We start from the raw sequence: 16,393 nt of genomic DNA, 5'->3' as shown, positions 1-16,393 counted from the left end.
GCAGCCGTTCCCGACATGCCTTTGACCGGAAGTACACGATGAGCCGTTTCTGGAGCCCCCTTGTTCAATTCCTGACGCCTTACGTGGCAGGTGAACAGCCCGTCATCGAGGGACTAGTGAAGCTCAACACCAATGAGAATCCTTATGGCCCGTCGCCGCGTGCCTTGGCGGCAATCTCGGAAGCCGTCAACGACACGCTGCGGCTCTATCCCGAGCCCACGGGCCTGAAACTGCGCCAGGCGATTGCCTCGAGCCACGATCTCGATCCTGGCGAAGTCTTCGTCGGCAATGGCTCGGACGAGGTTCTGGCCCACACATTCCAGGCGCTCCTCAAGCATGAGCTGCCCCTGCTCTATCCCGATATCACCTACAGCTTCTACCCGACCTATTGCGGTCTCTACGGCATCGATTTCCGCGAGATCCCGCTGGACGAGAAGATGCAGGTGCGCATCACGGACTACCGCCAGCCCTGCGGCGCGATCATCCTGCCGAACCCGAACGCGCCGACCGGCACGGCACTGCCGCTTGCGGCGATCGAGGCGCTGTTACAGGAACATCCGGATCAGGTCGTCGTCGTCGATGAAGCCTATGTAGATTTCGGCGGCCAGAGCGCCATTCCGCTCGTGCGGAAATACCCGAACCTGCTCGTCGTCCAGACCTTCTCCAAATCGCGCGGCCTTGCCGGCCTGCGCGTCGGTTTCGCCGTCGGCCAGCGGCCGCTGATCGATGCGCTGGAACGGGTCAAGGACAGCTTCAATTCCTATCCGCTGGACAGGCTGACGCAGGCCGGCGCCTTGGCCTCCTGGGAGGATCAGGACTGGTTCGAGAAACATTGCGCGCTGATCGTCGCAAGCCGTGAGCGGTTGACCGCCGCCCTCGGCGAGCTCGGCTTCGAGGTTCTGCCCTCCTCCGCCAATTTCGCCTTCGCTCGCCACAGCACCCGCGGCGGCGCGGAACTGGCTGCGGAGCTGCGCAAGCGTGCGGTCCTGGTCAGGAATTTCCGCGGGCAGCGCATCCAGGATTTCCTGCGCATCACGATCGGCACCGATGCCGAATGCGACAAGCTCCTTGATGCATTGAAACAGATATTGGCCTGAGTTCGAACTCAGGCCAATTCAGGCTTAAACCGTCGCGACCTCGCGGCGGAAGATTTCCCAACTGTCCTTGTCCGGCGTAATCAGCAACCCGCCGGTGACATGATGCGGCAGATAGGCCGAACCGTCGAACCGGGCGGCATAGGCGCCGGCTTCCTGGCAGATCAGCGTGCCGGCCAGATGATCCCAGGGCATCAGCTTGTTGTACATCAGGTAGTGCACATGGCCGCCGGCAAAGGTGCGGTATTCATGTGCCGCGCAGCGGTAGTTGGTGAGGAAGCGAACCTTGGCGAGATTGCCAAGGATCTCGGCGCGCTTTTCCTGCGGCAGGTAGCCGGTGGAGGCCATGCCGACCATCTGATCGAGCGCGACAGGCTCTGCCACTCGCAGCCGCTGCGCTTCGCCATCCGGCCGACGCAGCCAGGCGCCGCCACCCTTCTCAGCCATGACCCAGTCATCGCCCATCGGATCATAGATGATGCCGGCAACCGTCTCGCCCTTGGAAACCACCGATGCCATGACGCCGAAGGCCGGAATGCCCGAAGCAAAGTTGAAGGTGCCGTCGACGGGATCGACGACGATGGCGAGATCGGCACCTTCAAGCTTGTCCAGAAGTGCTCCATCGGCGGCAACCGATTCTTCGCCAATGAAGAGCGCCTCCGGCCAGAGGCGCGCGGCCTCGACTTTCATCATTCTTTCGGCCTGCTCATCGGCCTCGGTGACAAGGTCGGTCGCTTCCGTCTTGGCGCGCACATCACTGCTGCCCAGTCGGCGAAAGCGCGGCAGGATCTCGGCTTTCGCTGCCTGCCGCAGGAGATCGGCAAGCTTCATCGTATCTATGGCAGTCGTCATGGCGGGTTCCTTTCGATTTATCGGTAGCCGACGATCTCGTTTCGGATCATCTGCCAGCTTTCCTTATCGGGAGCGGAGATGATGCCGCCGGAAATCTCGCCGGGCCTGTAGGGCGTTCCGTCGAATTTGGCGGTATGCCCGCCGGCTTCCTGATGGGTCAGCACGCCGGCCAGATGATCCCACGGCATCAGCTTGGGGTGGCCGATGAAATGCAGCTTGCCCGAGGACACCATCCAATATTCGTAGGCCGAGCAATTGAAGGCGAAGGTCATCTTGACCTTCGCCATATTGGCGGCAACACGCGAACGATCCGGCTCTTCCATATGGCTGCAGGCCATGGCGCCGATCATTCGGCTCAGCTCCAGAGGTTCCGCGACCTTGAGGCGGACAGGTTCGCAATTGCGCTTCTGCTGGAAAGCGCCGGCGCCCTTGAGGGAAACGACCGTGTCGCCGAGGACCGGATCGTGAATGATGCCGGCAACCGTTTCACCCTTTACCGTCACGGCAAGGATCGTACCGAAAACCGGCATGCCGGCCGCAAAATTGAACGTGCCATCGACAGGGTCGATGACGAAGGCAAGATCGGCATCGGCAAGTGCCGGCACGACGGAACGATCCGCCTCATAGGCTTCTTCACCGACGATGAGTGCGCTGGGAAAGCGCTCGCGGATCGCTGCTGTAAGGTAAGCCTCAGAGCGCAGGTCGGCCTGCGTGACGAGGTCGACAGAAGATGTCTTTTCGGAAACATTGGCGGCCGCCGCATTGCGGAAGCGCGGCATGATCTCTTCTTCGGCGACATGCCGGAGGCAATCGCCGAGAAACTCTATATCATTGTCTGAGAAAATCATTTTGGACTCGTTGCATGGATCTGCAGAGGCTCATAGCAAGTCCATTATGACGTTTGGGTGACGGTCAGCGCAGAAAAGTCGAAAAGTTTCGGATCAAGCAGATGCGATGGGTTCACATGCGCCAGCGCGCGCAGCATCGTATCCTTGCGGCCGGGCATGCGCCGCTCAATATCGGCGAGCATATCCTTCATCGCATTACGCTGCAGACCGTCCTGAGAGCCGCAGAGGTCGCAGGGAATGATCGGAAACTGCATGGCAGCGGCGAATCTGGCCATGTCGTCCTCGGCGCAATAGGCGAGCGGCCTGAGCACCATCAAATTGCCTTCGTCGTTCAGAAGTTTCGCCGGCATGGCGGCCATCCGCCCACCATGGAAGAAGTTCATGAAGAAGGTTTCGAGAATGTCTTCCCGATGATGGCCGAGTACCAGCGCGTCGCAGCCTTCTTCCTTGGCAATGCGATAAAGATTGCCGCGGCGCAGGCGCGAGCAGAGCGAACAGTAGGTCGCCCCTTCCGGCACCTTCTCCTTCACGATCGAATAGGTGTCGCGATATTCGATGCGATGTTTGACGCCGATCTTCGCAAGGTATTCCGGTAATACATGCTTCGGAAAATTCGGCTGGCCCTGATCGAGATTGCAGGCAACCAGTTCCACCGGCAGCAGCCCGCGCCATTGCAGGTCGAGAAGCAGTGCCAGCAGCCCGTAGGAATCCTTGCCGCCGGAAATGCCGATCAGCCAGCGTTTCTGGCCTTTGAGCATATCGAAGTCTTCGAAGGCCTGGCGCACCTGCCGCAGCAGGCGCTTGCGCAGCTTGTTGAAGGAGACCGAGTGCGGCGCATCGGCAAACAGCGCATGGCCGATGCCGGCTTCCGCCGTTTCCAGATCGTCGGCAATATTGGCTGCGATATTCATTGTCTCATCCGTCCGATATGCCTGCTCTCTCTAGCAGAAAGCATCAGTACTACCCAGCCTCAATCGCCGAAAACGGACCAGCCGGTGCGCGCCGCCAGCATCTCCAGCGCCACGGCGCCAAGCTGCGAATTGCCGACCTTGTTCAGCCCCGGCGACCAGACCGCGATCGAGGCGATGCCGGGCGCCACCGCAAAGATGCCGCCGCCGACACCGCTCTTGCCCGGCAGGCCCACATGATAGGCGAAGTCGCCCGATCCGTCGTAGTGGCCGCAGGTCAGCATCAGCGCATTGATGCGCCGCGCGCGCTTCGGCGAGACGACAGAATGGCCGGTCAGTGGATTGCCGCCGCGTGCCGCAAGGAACAGGCCGGCGCGGGCCAGCTGCTCGCAGGTCATGGAAAGCGCGCATTGATGGAAATAGACGCCGAGCACATGATCGACGGGATGGTCGAGATTGCGGTAGGACCGCATGAAATTGGCGAGCGCGAAATTACGGTAGCCGGTCGCTGTTTCCGAACGCGCCACCTTATCGTCGATGGTGATGGATTCGTCGTCGGCGAGGTAACGCACGAAGCGCAGCAGTTCGCCGATCGCCTCGCGCGGTGCATGGCCGGCCATGACGACATCGCTGACGGCGATCGCGCCGGCATTGATGAAGGGGTTGCGCGGGATGCCGTGCTCATGCTCGAGCTGGACGATGGAATTGAAGGCTGAGCCCGAGGGTTCGCGGCCGACCCGCTTCCACAGCCCCTCGCCCACCTTGCCGAGCGCCAGCGTCAGCATGAAGACCTTGGAAATGCTCTGGATCGAGAAGGCGACATCGGCATGGCCGACGCTGTAGACCTTGCCATCGACGGTAATGATCGACATGCCGAACTGGTTCGGATCGATCTTGGCAAGTTCGGGAATGTAATCCGCGACCTTGCCCTCGCCGATGCGGGGCGTCAGCTCCTTGTAGATGCTGTCGAGGACTGCCTGCAAATCCACCATCTTCCCTCCGGATACGAAAAAGCCGCCCCTAGAGGCGGCTTTTCCAGAATGCGAAAACGCCTCTCGCTGATTAGCGAGAATAGAATTCGACGACCAGATGCGGTTCCATGACAACCGGGTACGGAACGTCTGCAAGCGTCGGAACGCGAGCGAAAGTGGCAACCATCTTGTTGTGGTCGACTTCGACGTAGTCAGGAACGTCGCGCTCTGCGAGCGAAACCGATTCCAGGACCGTAACGAGCTGCTTGGAGCGTTCACGAACTTCGATGACGTCGCCAGCCTTGCAACGGTAGGAACCGATGTTGACGCGTACGCCGTTGACCGTAACGTGGCCATGGTTGACGAACTGACGGGCAGCAAAGACCGTCGGAACGAACTTGGCGCGGTAGACGATCGCATCGAGGCGGGACTCCAGAAGACCGATCAGGTTTTCCGAGGTGTCGCCCTTGCGGCGGGAGGCTTCAGCGAAGATCGCGCGGAACTGCTTCTCGCGCAGGTCACCGTAGTAACCCTTCAGCTTCTGCTTGGCGCGCAGCTGCACACCGAAGTCGGAAAGCTTGCCCTTGCGGCGCTGGCCGTGCTGGCCCGGGCCGTATTCGCGGCGGTTCACCGGGGACTTCGGACGGCCCCAGATGTTTTCGCCCATACGGCGGTCGATCTTGTACTTGGACGATTCGCGCTTGCTCATCGTATTTCCTTTCAAAGTGTTAGGACGGTTTGTTACCAAACCGCACGAAGGAAACACGCCCTCCTTTGATCTCGTTTCCGAGAGCCGACAGGATCTTTCCATTACGCGAACGGATCTGATCCACGGGACATGTCAAATGAAACACCGGACATTGCTGCCCGGTGCTGGCGCGGTCTTTAGGGATAAGTCACAGGATTGTCAAACAGAATCTGCCGCGGCAGGGCCTTTCTCGCCTGCCCGTTCGAGCAAACCGGCAAGTTTGCGCAAGAGCCCGGCCAGCGCCCGACGCTCGTCCTCGTCCAGCCCGTCGAGATGGCCGAGTTCCCGCTTCATGTCTTCGCGGAAGGCGGCTTCGGCACGGCGGATACCCTCCTCCGTCAGCGCCACCTCGAAGCTGCGCTTGTCCCCGGCCGAACGCTCGCGCCGGATGAGCCCGGATTTCTCCAGCCTGTCCAGCCGGTGTGTCAGCCCGCCCGAGGAGATCATCAGAAGGCTGTAGAGTTCCGTCGGGATCATTCGGTATGGCGGCCCTGCCCTGCGGATCGTCGCAATCACGTCGAACTCGCCCCGATCGAGATCGAATTCGGCGAATGTCGCTTCGATAGAGGGGCGCACCAGATTGGAGAGCCGGTAGATGCGCCCGAGGATGCTCATCGGCGTCGTGTCGAGATCGGGCAATTCCTCCGCCCAGAGGGCACGCAGCCGGTCGACATGGTCTTCCGTTTCCATGATGGCTCCAAACTATCTTGACGAGAAGATAAATTGGGTGGAATATCTTCTCGAGAAGATAACTCATAGCGAAGTCTGCAGCGTGATCCAAGGAGGAAATCATGTTCCATGTCATACCGCGTGAAAGCCAGGAGCAGTTCGCCAATCGCACCATCCGTTTCGAGGGCGGCGATTATGGCGCGCCGGTCTCGGTCTTCCTGATCGACAATGAGCCCGGCCAGGGCCCGGACCTGCATGTTCACCCCTATACGGAATTGTGGATCGTCCGCTCCGGCAAGGCGCGCTTTACCGTCGGCGAGGAGACGCTGGAGCCCAACGTCGGCGATATCGTCATCGTCAACGCCGAGACGCCGCACTGCTTCAAGAATGTCGGGACGACGCGGTTGGAGCTCACCTGCATCCATGCCAGCCCCGAAATCATCCAGAGCTGGGTGTGACGCGGTTTATTCGGCAGCGCTCTTCAGAAAATCGCCGTCGGGCGCATCGGCCGAGCCCGGTGCCGTCTCGGCCTGCAGGTCCGGAAAGGCAACGATGCGCTTGCCACTGAAATCCGTGTGCACGACGATGAGCCCCTGCTCCTCGAAATAACCGAGTAGCCGGCGTGCGCGCCGGGCCGAATGGGTGCCGTAAGCACGGGCAATACGGGCGTCCGAAGGGCAAGCCTCGCCGCCGATCGCAGCCTTCGCCATCATCAGGAACACGCCCTGCAGATCGTCGGTGACGCCGTTCGACAGCGAAAGCGCCGTCGCCCAAGCCTCCCCTGCCGCCATTTCAGGATCGACGCCAGAGCGCGAAACCGCAACGCGCCGGCGGAATTCCGGCAGCGACATCGGCGGACCGGGAACGCGGCGCATGCGCACCCGCACCAGGAATTCCTGATAGAGAACTGCATCGGTGCGGAAGCCGGAGCCCGGATCGTCGAGAATTTCGGCGAGCACGCCGGCAAGCCGCTCCTCGCGCTCCTCGGCGGAGATTTCCGGCTGCGCCATACGCGGCTCGGAAGCCTGCATCGGTGCGGCAGCCGGGGTCGAGCGCGACAACTCGGCAAGAATATCGGTGGTCGGGCGTGGTGCGGGCGGCGCGCGGCGCACAATCGGCCGCTGGAACTCCTCCGGATCCGGCGTGAAGATCAGGTCTTCCACATCCTGAGGCGAATCCGGCAGCGGCATCAGCTTCGGGCTGGAAGAGCGCGCCGAGGTCTCGACATTGCCGATCTGGATCGGCAGCGGCCGACGCGACAAGGCAGGACCGAGGGCAACGAAATGGCCACGCTTCAGGTCGCGGAACATTTCCGCCTGACGGCGGTCCATGCCGAGCAGATCAGCGGCGCGCGCCATGTCGATATCGAGGAAGGTGCGGCCCATCAGGAAGTTCGAGGCTTCGGCGGCGACGTTCTTGGCAAGCTTGGCGAGACGCTGTGTGGCGATGACGCCGGCAAGCCCGCGTTTACGCCCGCGGCACATCAGATTGGTCATGGCGCCGAGCGATGCCTTGCGCGCATCTTCCGAGACATCGCCGCCGACCGAGGGCGCAAACATCTGCGCTTCGTCGACCACGACAAGAACAGGATACCAATATTCGCGATCGGCATCGAACATGCCGTTGAGGAAGGCCGCCGCCGCCCGCATCTGCTGCTCGATATCGAGCCCTTCCAGCGTCAGCACGCAGGAAACGCGGTGCTGGCGGATACGGTTGGCAATGCCGGCAAGCTCGGCCTCGGTGCGCTCGCCATCGACGACGACATGGCCGAACCGGTCGGACAGCGTGACGAAATCACCTTCGGGATCGATGATGACCTGCTGTACCCATTGGGCCGACTGTTCCAGGAGGCGGCGCAGCAGATGCGATTTGCCGGAACCGGAATTGCCCTGCACGAGCAGACGCGTCGCCAGCAATTCCTCGATATCGAGCGTCGCCGGGTTGCCGGACGCCATTCCCATATCGATGCCAACCTGCACGTCCAATTCCCCTTACAAATTCCAGCCCCCGTCTCTAGCAGATTCGCAGGCGCTGTTGTCGTCAAACCTTTAAGAACCCACAGGAAAGCCAGCCCTGGGAAATAAGGCTTCACACCGCCTCGCGCTCGACGAGGTCGGCCACCATGTCCCTCTGCGTCGGAATCAGCAGACGGGTGCAGAGCAGGCTGACGAAGAGCGGTACCAGCAGGACCGCGAGCCCCATGCGCAAGCCCAGGAGTTCGCCGAGAAAGCCGATGATCGGCGGCCCGATGAGAAAACCGCTGAGCGCCGCAAAGGAGAGTATGGCAACGCTTGATGCGGGCGGTCGGTCGGTCAGTGAGGCGACGGCCGTCACCGCAAGCGGAAATCCGACCGAGACGCCGACACCGACGGCTGCAAAGCCGATCAGGGCAAGCGGCGTCGCCGGCGCAAGCAGAACGACGAGCATGCCGGCAAGCGAGGCGATGCCGCAGCCGCGGGCAATGGCAACCGCGCCGAAACGGCCTTTCATGTAATCACCGCTGAAGCGCCCCGCCGCAACCATGAAGGCGAAAACCGAATAACCGAGGCCGGTTTGCGCGCCTGCGGCATTCATGACATCGCTGAGATAGACCGCCGACCAGTCGGCGATCGCACCTTCGGTCATGGTCACGCCGAAGACGAAGGCACAGATCCCGAGCAGGGCAAGACTGGGCGGCTTGAAGCCGGTCTTTGCCTGCGAATTCTCCTCATGGTGACTTTCAGGCAATTTCGGCAGGCGCAGGCTGGCAAGCAGGGCGACCGGCAGGATGACGATCGCACTGATCAGGATCGACCACTGCGGAGAAAGCCCGATCGCTATGGCACCAACGCCGATCAGGCTGCCGGCCATGATGCCGAAACTCCAGAAGCCATGGCAGCGGCTCATGATGATCAGCCCCGTTGCCTTCTCCGTCACGTCAGCCTCGACATTCATGCCGAGTTCCACTGTCGAAAGCGCGACCCCGACGACCATCAGGGCAAGGAACAGGAGCGCGGCGCTGGGTGCGAAGGCTGGCAGCGAAACCACGGCAAGAAAGAAGATGAACCCATAGATGATCGCCATCCGCCCGCCGATGCGCGAAACGACGCGGCCGGCAAACGGCAGCGTGATCAGCGTGCCAACAGGCAATCCCAGAAGGGCTACCGCGAGATCGGCAGTGCCGAGTTCGAGCTTCGCCTGGATATCTGGAATGCGCGGCAACCAAGCGCCAAAGGCTATCGGTTGCAGAAAGAAGATCAGCATGACAAGTCTTTGTAGCGGCACGGCGCACCCCTTTGCATCCTGAGCGCCAAACACCCGCTCGCGATTCCCCGCGGGGATCTTGCGTGATGAGACAGGGGAAATAAAGCGCGCAGTGCCTTATCGTGTGCTCAGCCCGAACCCTTGCATCAGCCGCCGCGTGGCAAAATCCGGATTGCCCGAAGTGAAGAAGGCAAAGTCGAAATTGTCAGGATGAACGGCGTCCGCAACGTGCGGTACCAGCGTGCGGGCGCGGCGCGCAATCGCTTCCGCTGGATCCAGCCAGTCCACCGGCCAAGGCGCCAGCCTGCGGAATAGATTGGCCATGAAGGGATAATGCGTACAGGCGAGCACGACGATATCAGTCTTGCGCCCATCCTTCTCGACAAAGCATTGATCGATCTCGGTGAGCACTGCCTCGTCTGAAACGGCGTCACCGCGGATATAGGCTTCAGCCATGCGCGCCAGGTTTTCGGAACCGACCAGCCGCACATGGCATTGCTGCGCGAAGGACTGGATGAGGTCGCGCGTATAGGCGCGCCTGACCGTGCCGGGGGTCGCAAGCACCGAGACGAGGCCGGAGCGCGTGCGCTCGGCGGCAGGCTTGATCGCCGGCACCGTGCCCACGAAAGTCATCTGCGGAAAGGCGGCGCGCAGGTCGGCACCCACAAGCGTGAAGGCCGTGTTGCAGGCAATGATGCAGACCTCGGGATCGTAATCTTCGAGCAGCTTGGCAAAGAGGCCGATAATCCGCTCCTTCAGCGCCTGCTCTTCCCAGCCGCCATAGGGAAAGCCGGCATCGTCGGCAACATAGATGAAGCCGCGTTCCGGCATCAGTACGCGTGCCTCGCGCAGGACAGTCAGCCCCCCTATGCCTGAATCAAAGACGAGGACGGGTTTCAGCTCATTCGTCGGCGCTGTCATCGGTGGGCGCTTCCTTGCGGGATCTGGTGGAACCGCCCTTGCGCGGGCTATTGAGCGAGAAGCGGTCGAGAGAGGAGATGACGCCGCGCAGCACGCTGATTTCCTGTTCCGTGAAGGCCCGGCGGGAGAGGACTGCGCGCAGGTTGTCGACCATTTTCGGCTTTTTCGAGGGCGGATGGAAATAGTTGCGGGAATCGAGCGCCTCTTCCAGTTGGTCGAACAGGCCGAAGAGCTGCTCCTTGGTGGAGGGCCGCTGCTCCAGCGCCTGGAACGGTACCGCTTCCAGATCCTCCATGCCGGATTTCATCCATTCATAGGACATGAGCAGCACCGCTTGGGCGATGTTGAGCGATGCAAAGGCCGGATTGACCGGAAAGGTGACGATCTCGTCGGCAAGCGCCACCTCCTCGTTGGTCAGGCCCCAACGCTCGCGGCCGAAGAGGATGCCGGTCGCCTCACCTGCCCTGAAGCGGCTGCGCAGGTTTCCGGCGGCAAAAACGGGAGCGCGCACAGGTTTGTAATTGTCGCGGCTGCGCGCCGTCGTCGCATAGACGAAATTGAGGTCGGCAATCGCCTCCTCCAGCGTGGCGAAGACCTTGGTGCCCTCGATGACGTGATCGGCCTTGGAGGCTGCGGCCTGCGCCTTCTCGTTCGGCCAGCCGTCGCGCGGATTGACGAGGCGAAGATCGGCAAGGCCGAAATTCGCCATGGCGCGCGCCACCATGCCGATATTCTCGCCCATCTGCGGCTCGACCAGAATGATAACAGGCCCTTCGGCCAGAAGTTGACGCTCGCTGTTGGTGCCCGCCATGGTGCTTATTTGTGCTTCCTATTCCTGATTTACGGGCGCAATAGCTTTGCCGGCCGCAAACGGCAAGTCCTGCGTCTCTGTCGGATAGAGCCGTTCGATGGTCGAGCCGATCATTTCGACGGCGAGCCGCGCCCCTTCCCGCCACAGCGGCAGGTGACGGCTGACGTGCCGCATTTGCTTGCGGGCGACGAGGAAACATTCCGAGCCGCGCGGCGCAACTCTGTCCAGTATGCCGATATCTGCGGTGATCCGCCCTTTAAGATCCTCGTCGACGGCATCGGCCGTATTATTGCGGGCCAGGATGCGCGACCAATAGGTAACCGAGAGGAAAATCGCCAGCGTCTGGCGAATTTGTCCCGGCCTGGTGACAATGGACCAGGTCGAGCCGAGCGGGCGCGCTGAAAGCGTGATGTCGCGATAGCAGGCATCGATCTTCTGCGAGATGACGATGAGCTCCGGCTGGCTCTTCTTCTCCGATACCGCCAGCAGCAGCTCCTTCAGGGCGTCGAACCACTTGGCGACCGCCGTATCGAGTGTCCCGCGTGTGCGTGCCGGCAGGACGAGGAAGGCGACCAGCGTTCCCGCCACCGCGCCGATCAGCGTCTCTTCCAATCGCAGCTTGAGGAGGTCGAAGGTCAGGACACCCATCATGCCATAGACCAGGCAGAGCACGATCGAGATGAAGAAGGTCATCGTCGCATAGGAAATCTGCAGGAAATAGAAGGCAAGGAAGACGCAGACGATCGAAACCGCGATTGCGACAGCCAGATGGTGCGTCAGCAATGTCGCCAGCACCAGGCCGAAGGCGATGCCGAACAGCGTTCCGATCGAACGCTGCAGCGCCTTGATGGCGGTATCGCCGCGCGAATTGGTATTGCTGAAAACGAGGAAGGATGCCAGCACCGCCCAGAACCAGCGTTCGCGTGATAGCGCCAGCCCGAGCGTCATGGCAATCGCCGCCGCGAGCGTGATCTGCAGGGCCGAGCGCATCAGCGGGTTCTTCAAGGAAAAGTCGATCGGCGTTGATGGACTGGCCTCCTCAACCGAGGCAATCTCGGCAAAGTCGGACCTGCGCCCTGCGTCGATCGTCTCCGCGAGCTGTCGGCGTGCGGCACCCAGCCAGAGCAACGCCCGCGCCGTCTCGCCCTGTGGCTGGCCTTCCATATTGGCGACCGCCTTCTCCTGGGCTGAGAGCACTGCCTTGTCATCCTCGATTACCGCATGGACGAGTACAAAGGATGGCGGGCTCTGATAGCTCAGCACGATGGCGCTTTCGGTCGCCAGATGCGCATCGAATAGCCGGATCGCCAGTTCAGCGGCCGGTGCGGAAGCGCCATCGAAGGCGCCGCCCGGCGGGCGCGGAATGAAGCTCTCGGCCATCAGTACCACTTCCTTCAGCCGGTCCTCCAGCTGGCGCAGTTCCTGCCGGTCGGCCTCATCGACCTTTCCATCCGCTGCAAGGGCAGCGAGCTTGAAGAGGATCTGGTTGATGCGACCCCGCACGCTCTCGAGCGATCGCAGCAAGTCGCGGCGCCAATTGTCGGGCAGAAGCACCGCCCTCACCCAATGGCTGACGAGCGCCGAGACAACAGGGCCGATCAGGACAACAGGCAATTCCCCGATCGTCGGATGGAAGTAGGAGCCCATGAAATAGGAAGTGAAGGCGAACATCCCGATTGCAAAGCCGCGCGGGCCGTAGACGCGCGCAGATGAGGCAAGGAAGATCACCAAGAGGAAGACGAAATCCGAGAGAACGCGCTGCGACTCCAGCGCCGCCGCGATACCGACGACGACGAGGCTTGCAAGACAGCCGAGCAGCCTGGTGACGAGCTGGCTCGCCGAGCCCTTGTCACGCACCGCGACTCCGCCTTCGATCGACAGCACGATGCCGAGACCATAGGAGGCGGTCGGCAGCGGCACGATGAGCAAGTGTATCAAAAGCAGGATCGTGAAGGAGAGCAGGATCGACAATGTAACCCGCGTGCCCATGCGCAGGCGCGAAAGCGCCGGGTCGTTAGCAAGCAGCCAGTCTCGGAACTCAAAGCCGGAAATCACCCTTGCCAGTCCTCATGCGCGGGATGTGGCGAACCCGAGAGCGAGATACCGCCGCCTCGACAAAAATCAAATCACACCAAAATGATGACGCCAAGTGTCATTGGCCATGGTGTTCGCCGGAGTCGCCAGCCGGTGACCTCTTTGGGAGTCATTCGCCATTGGCGATTTGCACCATGGCTTCCTTGAGCGAGATCGGCCCCTGCCCCTCTTCACCCTGGATCATGATGTCGTCGATGACGGGTTTGCCCGCTTCCTCAATCACCTCGAAACGCACGGTCGTGAAGGCATCCTTGTTGGGTGCGCCTTCCATGCAGGTCGCCGCCTTGAATTTCACCGTCACCTCTGTCGTGCCGTTTGCCGGCTGACCGCTTTCGATGGAGAGGTCCTGCAGTGGGCAGGCATCCTGGCCGTTGACGATCACATCGTAGTCGAAGGGCGAAATGCCATCCTCGTCGGCGGCCGGATTCTTGGCGGCTGCCCTGTATTTGTCGCCGAAGTCCTTGCTGTAGAGCCGGACGAGCCTGCTCTCTTCGAAAATATCGATCCAGTCGCTGACGTCGCTCGCCCAGTTCTTCTTCGTGTCATCGATGATTTCCCTGACCGGCGCAGTGGCATCGGCCGCAAGCGAAAGGCCAGGCACAACAGACAGGGCGACAATGAGGCCGGCAAACAGAACGGCGATCTTCTTCATGGCAAAATGTCCGGGACTCGGGGGCTGTTGGCGCGGAGGTTAGCCATTTTCCCGCTCTTGGCAATGGCGGCAAAAACGCTGCGTCCCTGCCCGTTCTGCTTTGCGTTCCCGGCTCACAATGCTATAGCGCTCCGGACCCACATCACCCACCCGGGACAGCTGTCCCTTTCTTAAGCTTACGAGGCAGATACATGAAGAAGATCAAGGTCGCCAATCCCGTCGCCGATCTCGACGGCGATGAAATGACTCGCATCATTTGGCAGCTCATCAAGGATAAGCTGATCCATCCGTATCTCGACCTCGACATTGACTATTACGACCTCTCGGTCGAAAACCGCGACGCCACCAACGACCAAGTGACCGTCGATGCCGCCAACGCCATCAAGAAGTACGGCGTCGGCATCAAGTGCGCGACGATCACGCCGGACGAAGCCCGCGTGAAGGAATTCAACCTCAAGGAAATGTGGAAGAGCCCGAACGGCACGATCCGCAACATCCTCGGCGGCGTCATCTTCCGCGAGCCGATCATCTGCCGCAACGTTCCCCGCCTCGTACCGGGCTGGACGCAGCCGATCGTCGTCGGCCGTCACGCCTTCGGCGACCAGTATCGCGCAACCGACTTCAAGTTCCCCGGCAAGGGCAAGCTGACGATCAAATTCGTCGGTGAAGACGGCACGGTCATCGAGAAGGAAGTCTTTAACGCGCCGGGCGCCGGTGTTGCCATGGCCATGTACAACCTCGACGAGTCGATCCGCGAATTCGCCCGCGCCTCGATGATGTACGGCCTGATGCGCAAGTGGCCGGTCTACCTGTCGACCAAGAACACCATCCTCAAGGCCTATGACGGCCGCTTCAAGGACATCTTCGAAGAAGTCTACGAGACCGAATTCAAGGATCAGTTCAAGGAGGCCGGCATCACCTATGAACACCGCCTGATCGACGACATGGTCGCTTCTGCTCTCAAGTGGTCCGGCGGCTACGTCTGGGCATGCAAGAACTACGACGGCGACGTCCAGTCCGACACGGTTGCCCAGGGTTTCGGTTCGCTCGGCCTGATGACCTCGGTTCTGCTCACGCCCGACGGCAAGACGGTTGAAGCCGAAGCTGCCCACGGCACGGTGACCCGCCACTATCGCCAGCATCAGAAGGGCCAGGAAACCTCGACGAACTCGATCGCTTCGATCTTCGCCTGGACCCGTGGTCTCGCACACCGCGCCAAGCTCGACGACAATGCCGAGCTCGCAAAGTTCGCTTCCACGCTCGAAAAGGTCTGCGTAGACACCGTCGAAGCCGGCTTCATGACCAAGGATCTGGCGCTCCTCATCGGCCCGGATCAGCCGTGGCTTTCGACCACCGCGTTCCTCGACAAGATCGACCAGAACCTGCAGGCCGCAATGGCCTGAGCCCTATCAGGATAAAGATCGAAAGACCCGGCCATCGAGCCGGGTTTTTTGTTGCCGGTCAGTGCTCACGGATCCTAAATTAGCAACGACTTTAAAAAGTAAGCCTCGCGTAAGTTGCAAAGCCTATTCAGAAACTCGCTACAGCATCGGCCCGAAAATCGAGATCGATTTTCGGAAAGCCTGATGCGTAGATTCAAAAACTAGAGCGTCCTTAGTGCGTCCAAATGGACGCACGGCGCTCTAGGTAGGCATGGAGGTTCTGATGGCCAAGAAGAGTTTTGTCCCCGAATTCCTGCAGCTTGTAAGGCTCCTCGCGCGCCGCGAGGGCCAGGATATGATTGTCTTTTATCTTGATCTTGCTTTGCTCGAGACCCAGACGCTGCACTACAATCAGCGCTGGCGACCCCTTCCCGGCCGGACTGCCGGAGCCGACGTAGCGCCGGCGACAGAGGTCATTTCTCGCGCGGCGATGAAGGCGCCGCCTTCTCCAAGGGTTGAAATCTCTCGCGCCAGCGCTACGAAAGAAGCATGGGAGAGAGGAAAGCAGGATGACCGAGGAAATCACCTTCTACACCAATCCGATGTCGCGCGGCCGGATAGCGCGGTGGATGCTGGAAGAAACCGGCGTACCATATCATACCGAAGTCCTGACCTTCGGCGGGACGATGAAGGAGCCGGACTATCTGTCCGTCAACCCGATGGGCAAGGTGCCGGCGATCTGTCATGGGAAGACGATCGTGACGGAATGCGCGGCAATCTGTGCGTATCTTGCGGACACGTTTCCGCAGGCAGGGTTGGGCCCGCGGGCGGATGAGCGAGCCGATTATTACCGCTGGATGTTCTTCGCCGCCGGGCCGCTGGAAGCGTCCGTCACCTTGAAGGCGCTCGGCTTCGAAATCCCGCAGGAGCGGCTGCGCATGGCAGGTTGCGGCTCGTTCGGTGATGTCATGGGCACGCTGGAAAAGGCGGTTTCGGCCGCCTCCCCCTATATTGCCGGCAAGCGCTTTACCGCTGCCGATGTTTATGTCGGTTCGCATATCGGTTGGGGTCTTGCCTTCGGCAGCATCGAAAAGCGCCAGGCCTTCGTCGATTATTTCGGCCAGCTTTCCGAACGCGATGCCTATAAGCGGGCAACGGCGCTGGATGAAGAAGCGGCGAAAGCTATGCAGGCGGCCTGAT

At 61.1% G+C, this 16,393-nt stretch carries 16 protein-coding genes; 4 read left to right on the top strand and 12 right to left on the bottom strand.

Annotated features, from left to right (window positions below; translation table 11 throughout):
* Positions 1–38 precede the first annotated feature (38 nt).
* Positions 39–1,097 carry a histidinol-phosphate transaminase gene (hisC, locus tag H4W29_RS33325; protein ID WP_192733118.1) on the top strand — a complete coding sequence of 353 codons (1,059 nt, stop codon included), beginning with the start codon at positions 39–41 and terminating at the stop codon, positions 1,095–1,097.
* 24 nt (positions 1,098–1,121) lie between these two features.
* Here hisC and H4W29_RS33320 read toward each other — a convergent pair whose 3' ends face one another.
* The 6 genes from H4W29_RS33320 to H4W29_RS33295 all read right to left on the bottom strand — a co-directional run bounded on the left by H4W29_RS33320 (position 1,122) and on the right by H4W29_RS33295 (position 6,111).
* On the bottom strand, positions 1,122–1,946 hold the full coding sequence (locus tag H4W29_RS33320; RefSeq protein ID WP_192733117.1) for an inositol monophosphatase family protein: 825 nt from the start codon (positions 1,944–1,946) through the stop codon (positions 1,122–1,124).
* A gap of 17 nt (positions 1,947–1,963) precedes the next feature.
* Positions 1,964–2,794, bottom strand: coding sequence for an inositol monophosphatase family protein (locus H4W29_RS33315; RefSeq protein WP_192733116.1), 831 nt, complete (start codon positions 2,792–2,794; stop codon positions 1,964–1,966).
* Positions 2,795–2,838: 44 nt separating this feature from the next.
* Entirely contained in the window at positions 2,839–3,705 is an 867-nt protein-coding gene (ttcA, locus tag H4W29_RS33310) for a tRNA 2-thiocytidine(32) synthetase TtcA (RefSeq protein WP_192733115.1), read from the bottom strand.
* A gap of 59 nt (positions 3,706–3,764) precedes the next feature.
* Complete coding sequence (locus H4W29_RS33305; protein WP_192733114.1) at positions 3,765–4,694, bottom strand: glutaminase; 930 nt, start codon at positions 4,692–4,694, stop codon at positions 3,765–3,767.
* Positions 4,695–4,764: 70 nt separating this feature from the next.
* Positions 4,765–5,382, bottom strand: a complete 618-nt coding sequence (rpsD, locus tag H4W29_RS33300; RefSeq protein WP_192733113.1) for a 30S ribosomal protein S4 — start codon at positions 5,380–5,382, stop codon at positions 4,765–4,767.
* A 198-nt stretch (positions 5,383–5,580) separates the two neighbouring features.
* On the bottom strand, positions 5,581–6,111 hold the full coding sequence (locus tag H4W29_RS33295) for a MarR family winged helix-turn-helix transcriptional regulator (protein ID WP_192733112.1): 531 nt from the start codon (positions 6,109–6,111) through the stop codon (positions 5,581–5,583).
* 101 nt (positions 6,112–6,212) lie between these two features.
* Here H4W29_RS33295 and H4W29_RS33290 point away from each other — a divergent pair, with 101 nt between their 5' ends.
* Positions 6,213–6,548: a cupin domain-containing protein gene (locus tag H4W29_RS33290; protein ID WP_192733111.1), complete on the top strand. Its 336-nt coding sequence runs from the start codon at positions 6,213–6,215 to the stop codon at positions 6,546–6,548.
* A gap of 6 nt (positions 6,549–6,554) precedes the next feature.
* Here the strand turns inward: H4W29_RS33290 and H4W29_RS33285 are convergent, their stop codons facing one another.
* The 6 genes from H4W29_RS33285 to H4W29_RS33260 form a co-directional block, all read right to left on the bottom strand.
* A complete protein-coding gene (locus H4W29_RS33285) occupies positions 6,555–8,069 on the bottom strand; it encodes an ATP-binding protein (RefSeq protein WP_192733110.1) in 1,515 nt (504 codons plus the stop codon).
* Between the two features lie 109 nt (positions 8,070–8,178).
* Positions 8,179–9,354 carry an MFS transporter gene (locus tag H4W29_RS33280; protein WP_192733109.1) on the bottom strand — a complete coding sequence of 392 codons (1,176 nt, stop codon included), beginning with the start codon at positions 9,352–9,354 and terminating at the stop codon, positions 8,179–8,181.
* Positions 9,355–9,450: 96 nt separating this feature from the next.
* On the bottom strand, positions 9,451–10,254 hold the full coding sequence (murI, locus tag H4W29_RS33275; protein WP_192733108.1) for a glutamate racemase: 804 nt from the start codon (positions 10,252–10,254) through the stop codon (positions 9,451–9,453).
* Positions 10,235–11,065, bottom strand: a complete 831-nt coding sequence (locus H4W29_RS33270; RefSeq protein WP_192733107.1) for an RNA methyltransferase — start codon at positions 11,063–11,065, stop codon at positions 10,235–10,237. The genes murI and H4W29_RS33270 overlap by 20 nt, the downstream gene beginning before the upstream one ends.
* A gap of 18 nt (positions 11,066–11,083) precedes the next feature.
* Positions 11,084–13,120, bottom strand: a complete 2,037-nt coding sequence (locus H4W29_RS33265) for an FUSC family protein (protein WP_192733106.1) — start codon at positions 13,118–13,120, stop codon at positions 11,084–11,086.
* Between the two features lie 148 nt (positions 13,121–13,268).
* Positions 13,269–13,811, bottom strand: a complete 543-nt coding sequence (locus H4W29_RS33260; protein ID WP_192733105.1) for a hypothetical protein — start codon at positions 13,809–13,811, stop codon at positions 13,269–13,271.
* 191 nt (positions 13,812–14,002) lie between these two features.
* Between H4W29_RS33260 and H4W29_RS33255 the strand changes: the two genes are divergently transcribed.
* Positions 14,003–15,214: an NADP-dependent isocitrate dehydrogenase gene (locus H4W29_RS33255; protein ID WP_183746838.1), complete on the top strand. Its 1,212-nt coding sequence runs from the start codon at positions 14,003–14,005 to the stop codon at positions 15,212–15,214.
* Positions 15,215–15,762: 548 nt separating this feature from the next.
* Positions 15,763–16,392: a glutathione S-transferase family protein gene (locus H4W29_RS33250; protein WP_192733104.1), complete on the top strand. Its 630-nt coding sequence runs from the start codon at positions 15,763–15,765 to the stop codon at positions 16,390–16,392.
* Position 16,393 lies beyond the last annotated feature (1 nt).

Source organism: Rhizobium viscosum, from assembly GCF_014873945.1.
Taxonomy (GTDB): domain Bacteria; phylum Pseudomonadota; class Alphaproteobacteria; order Rhizobiales; family Rhizobiaceae; genus Rhizobium; species Rhizobium viscosum.
Note: the sequence above shows the minus strand (reverse complement) of the source record. Positions and strands in the feature narration are given on the sequence as shown.

Bases quoted from the DNA above. Each gene is read 5' to 3' on its own strand.
- H4W29_RS33270 (WP_192733107.1), bottom strand. From the start codon at position 11,065: ATGGCGGGCACCAACAGCGAGCGTCAACTTCTGGCCGAAGGGCCTGTT.
- H4W29_RS33255 (WP_183746838.1), top strand. From the start codon at position 14,003: ATGAAGAAGATCAAGGTCGCCAATCCCGTCGCCGATCTCGACGGCGAT.
- ttcA (WP_192733115.1), bottom strand. From the start codon at position 3,705: ATGAATATCGCAGCCAATATTGCCGACGATCTGGAAACGGCGGAAGCC.
- H4W29_RS33290 (WP_192733111.1), top strand. From the start codon at position 6,213: ATGTTCCATGTCATACCGCGTGAAAGCCAGGAGCAGTTCGCCAATCGC.
- H4W29_RS33295 (WP_192733112.1), bottom strand. From the start codon at position 6,111: ATGGAAACGGAAGACCATGTCGACCGGCTGCGTGCCCTCTGGGCGGAG.
- hisC (WP_192733118.1), top strand. From the start codon at position 39: ATGAGCCGTTTCTGGAGCCCCCTTGTTCAATTCCTGACGCCTTACGTG.
- H4W29_RS33260 (WP_192733105.1), bottom strand. From the start codon at position 13,811: ATGAAGAAGATCGCCGTTCTGTTTGCCGGCCTCATTGTCGCCCTGTCT.
- H4W29_RS33315 (WP_192733116.1), bottom strand. From the start codon at position 2,794: ATGATTTTCTCAGACAATGATATAGAGTTTCTCGGCGATTGCCTCCGG.
- murI (WP_192733108.1), bottom strand. From the start codon at position 10,254: ATGACAGCGCCGACGAATGAGCTGAAACCCGTCCTCGTCTTTGATTCA.
- H4W29_RS33320 (WP_192733117.1), bottom strand. From the start codon at position 1,946: ATGACGACTGCCATAGATACGATGAAGCTTGCCGATCTCCTGCGGCAG.
- H4W29_RS33250 (WP_192733104.1), top strand. From the start codon at position 15,763: ATGACCGAGGAAATCACCTTCTACACCAATCCGATGTCGCGCGGCCGG.
- rpsD (WP_192733113.1), bottom strand. From the start codon at position 5,382: ATGAGCAAGCGCGAATCGTCCAAGTACAAGATCGACCGCCGTATGGGC.
- H4W29_RS33305 (WP_192733114.1), bottom strand. From the start codon at position 4,694: ATGGTGGATTTGCAGGCAGTCCTCGACAGCATCTACAAGGAGCTGACG.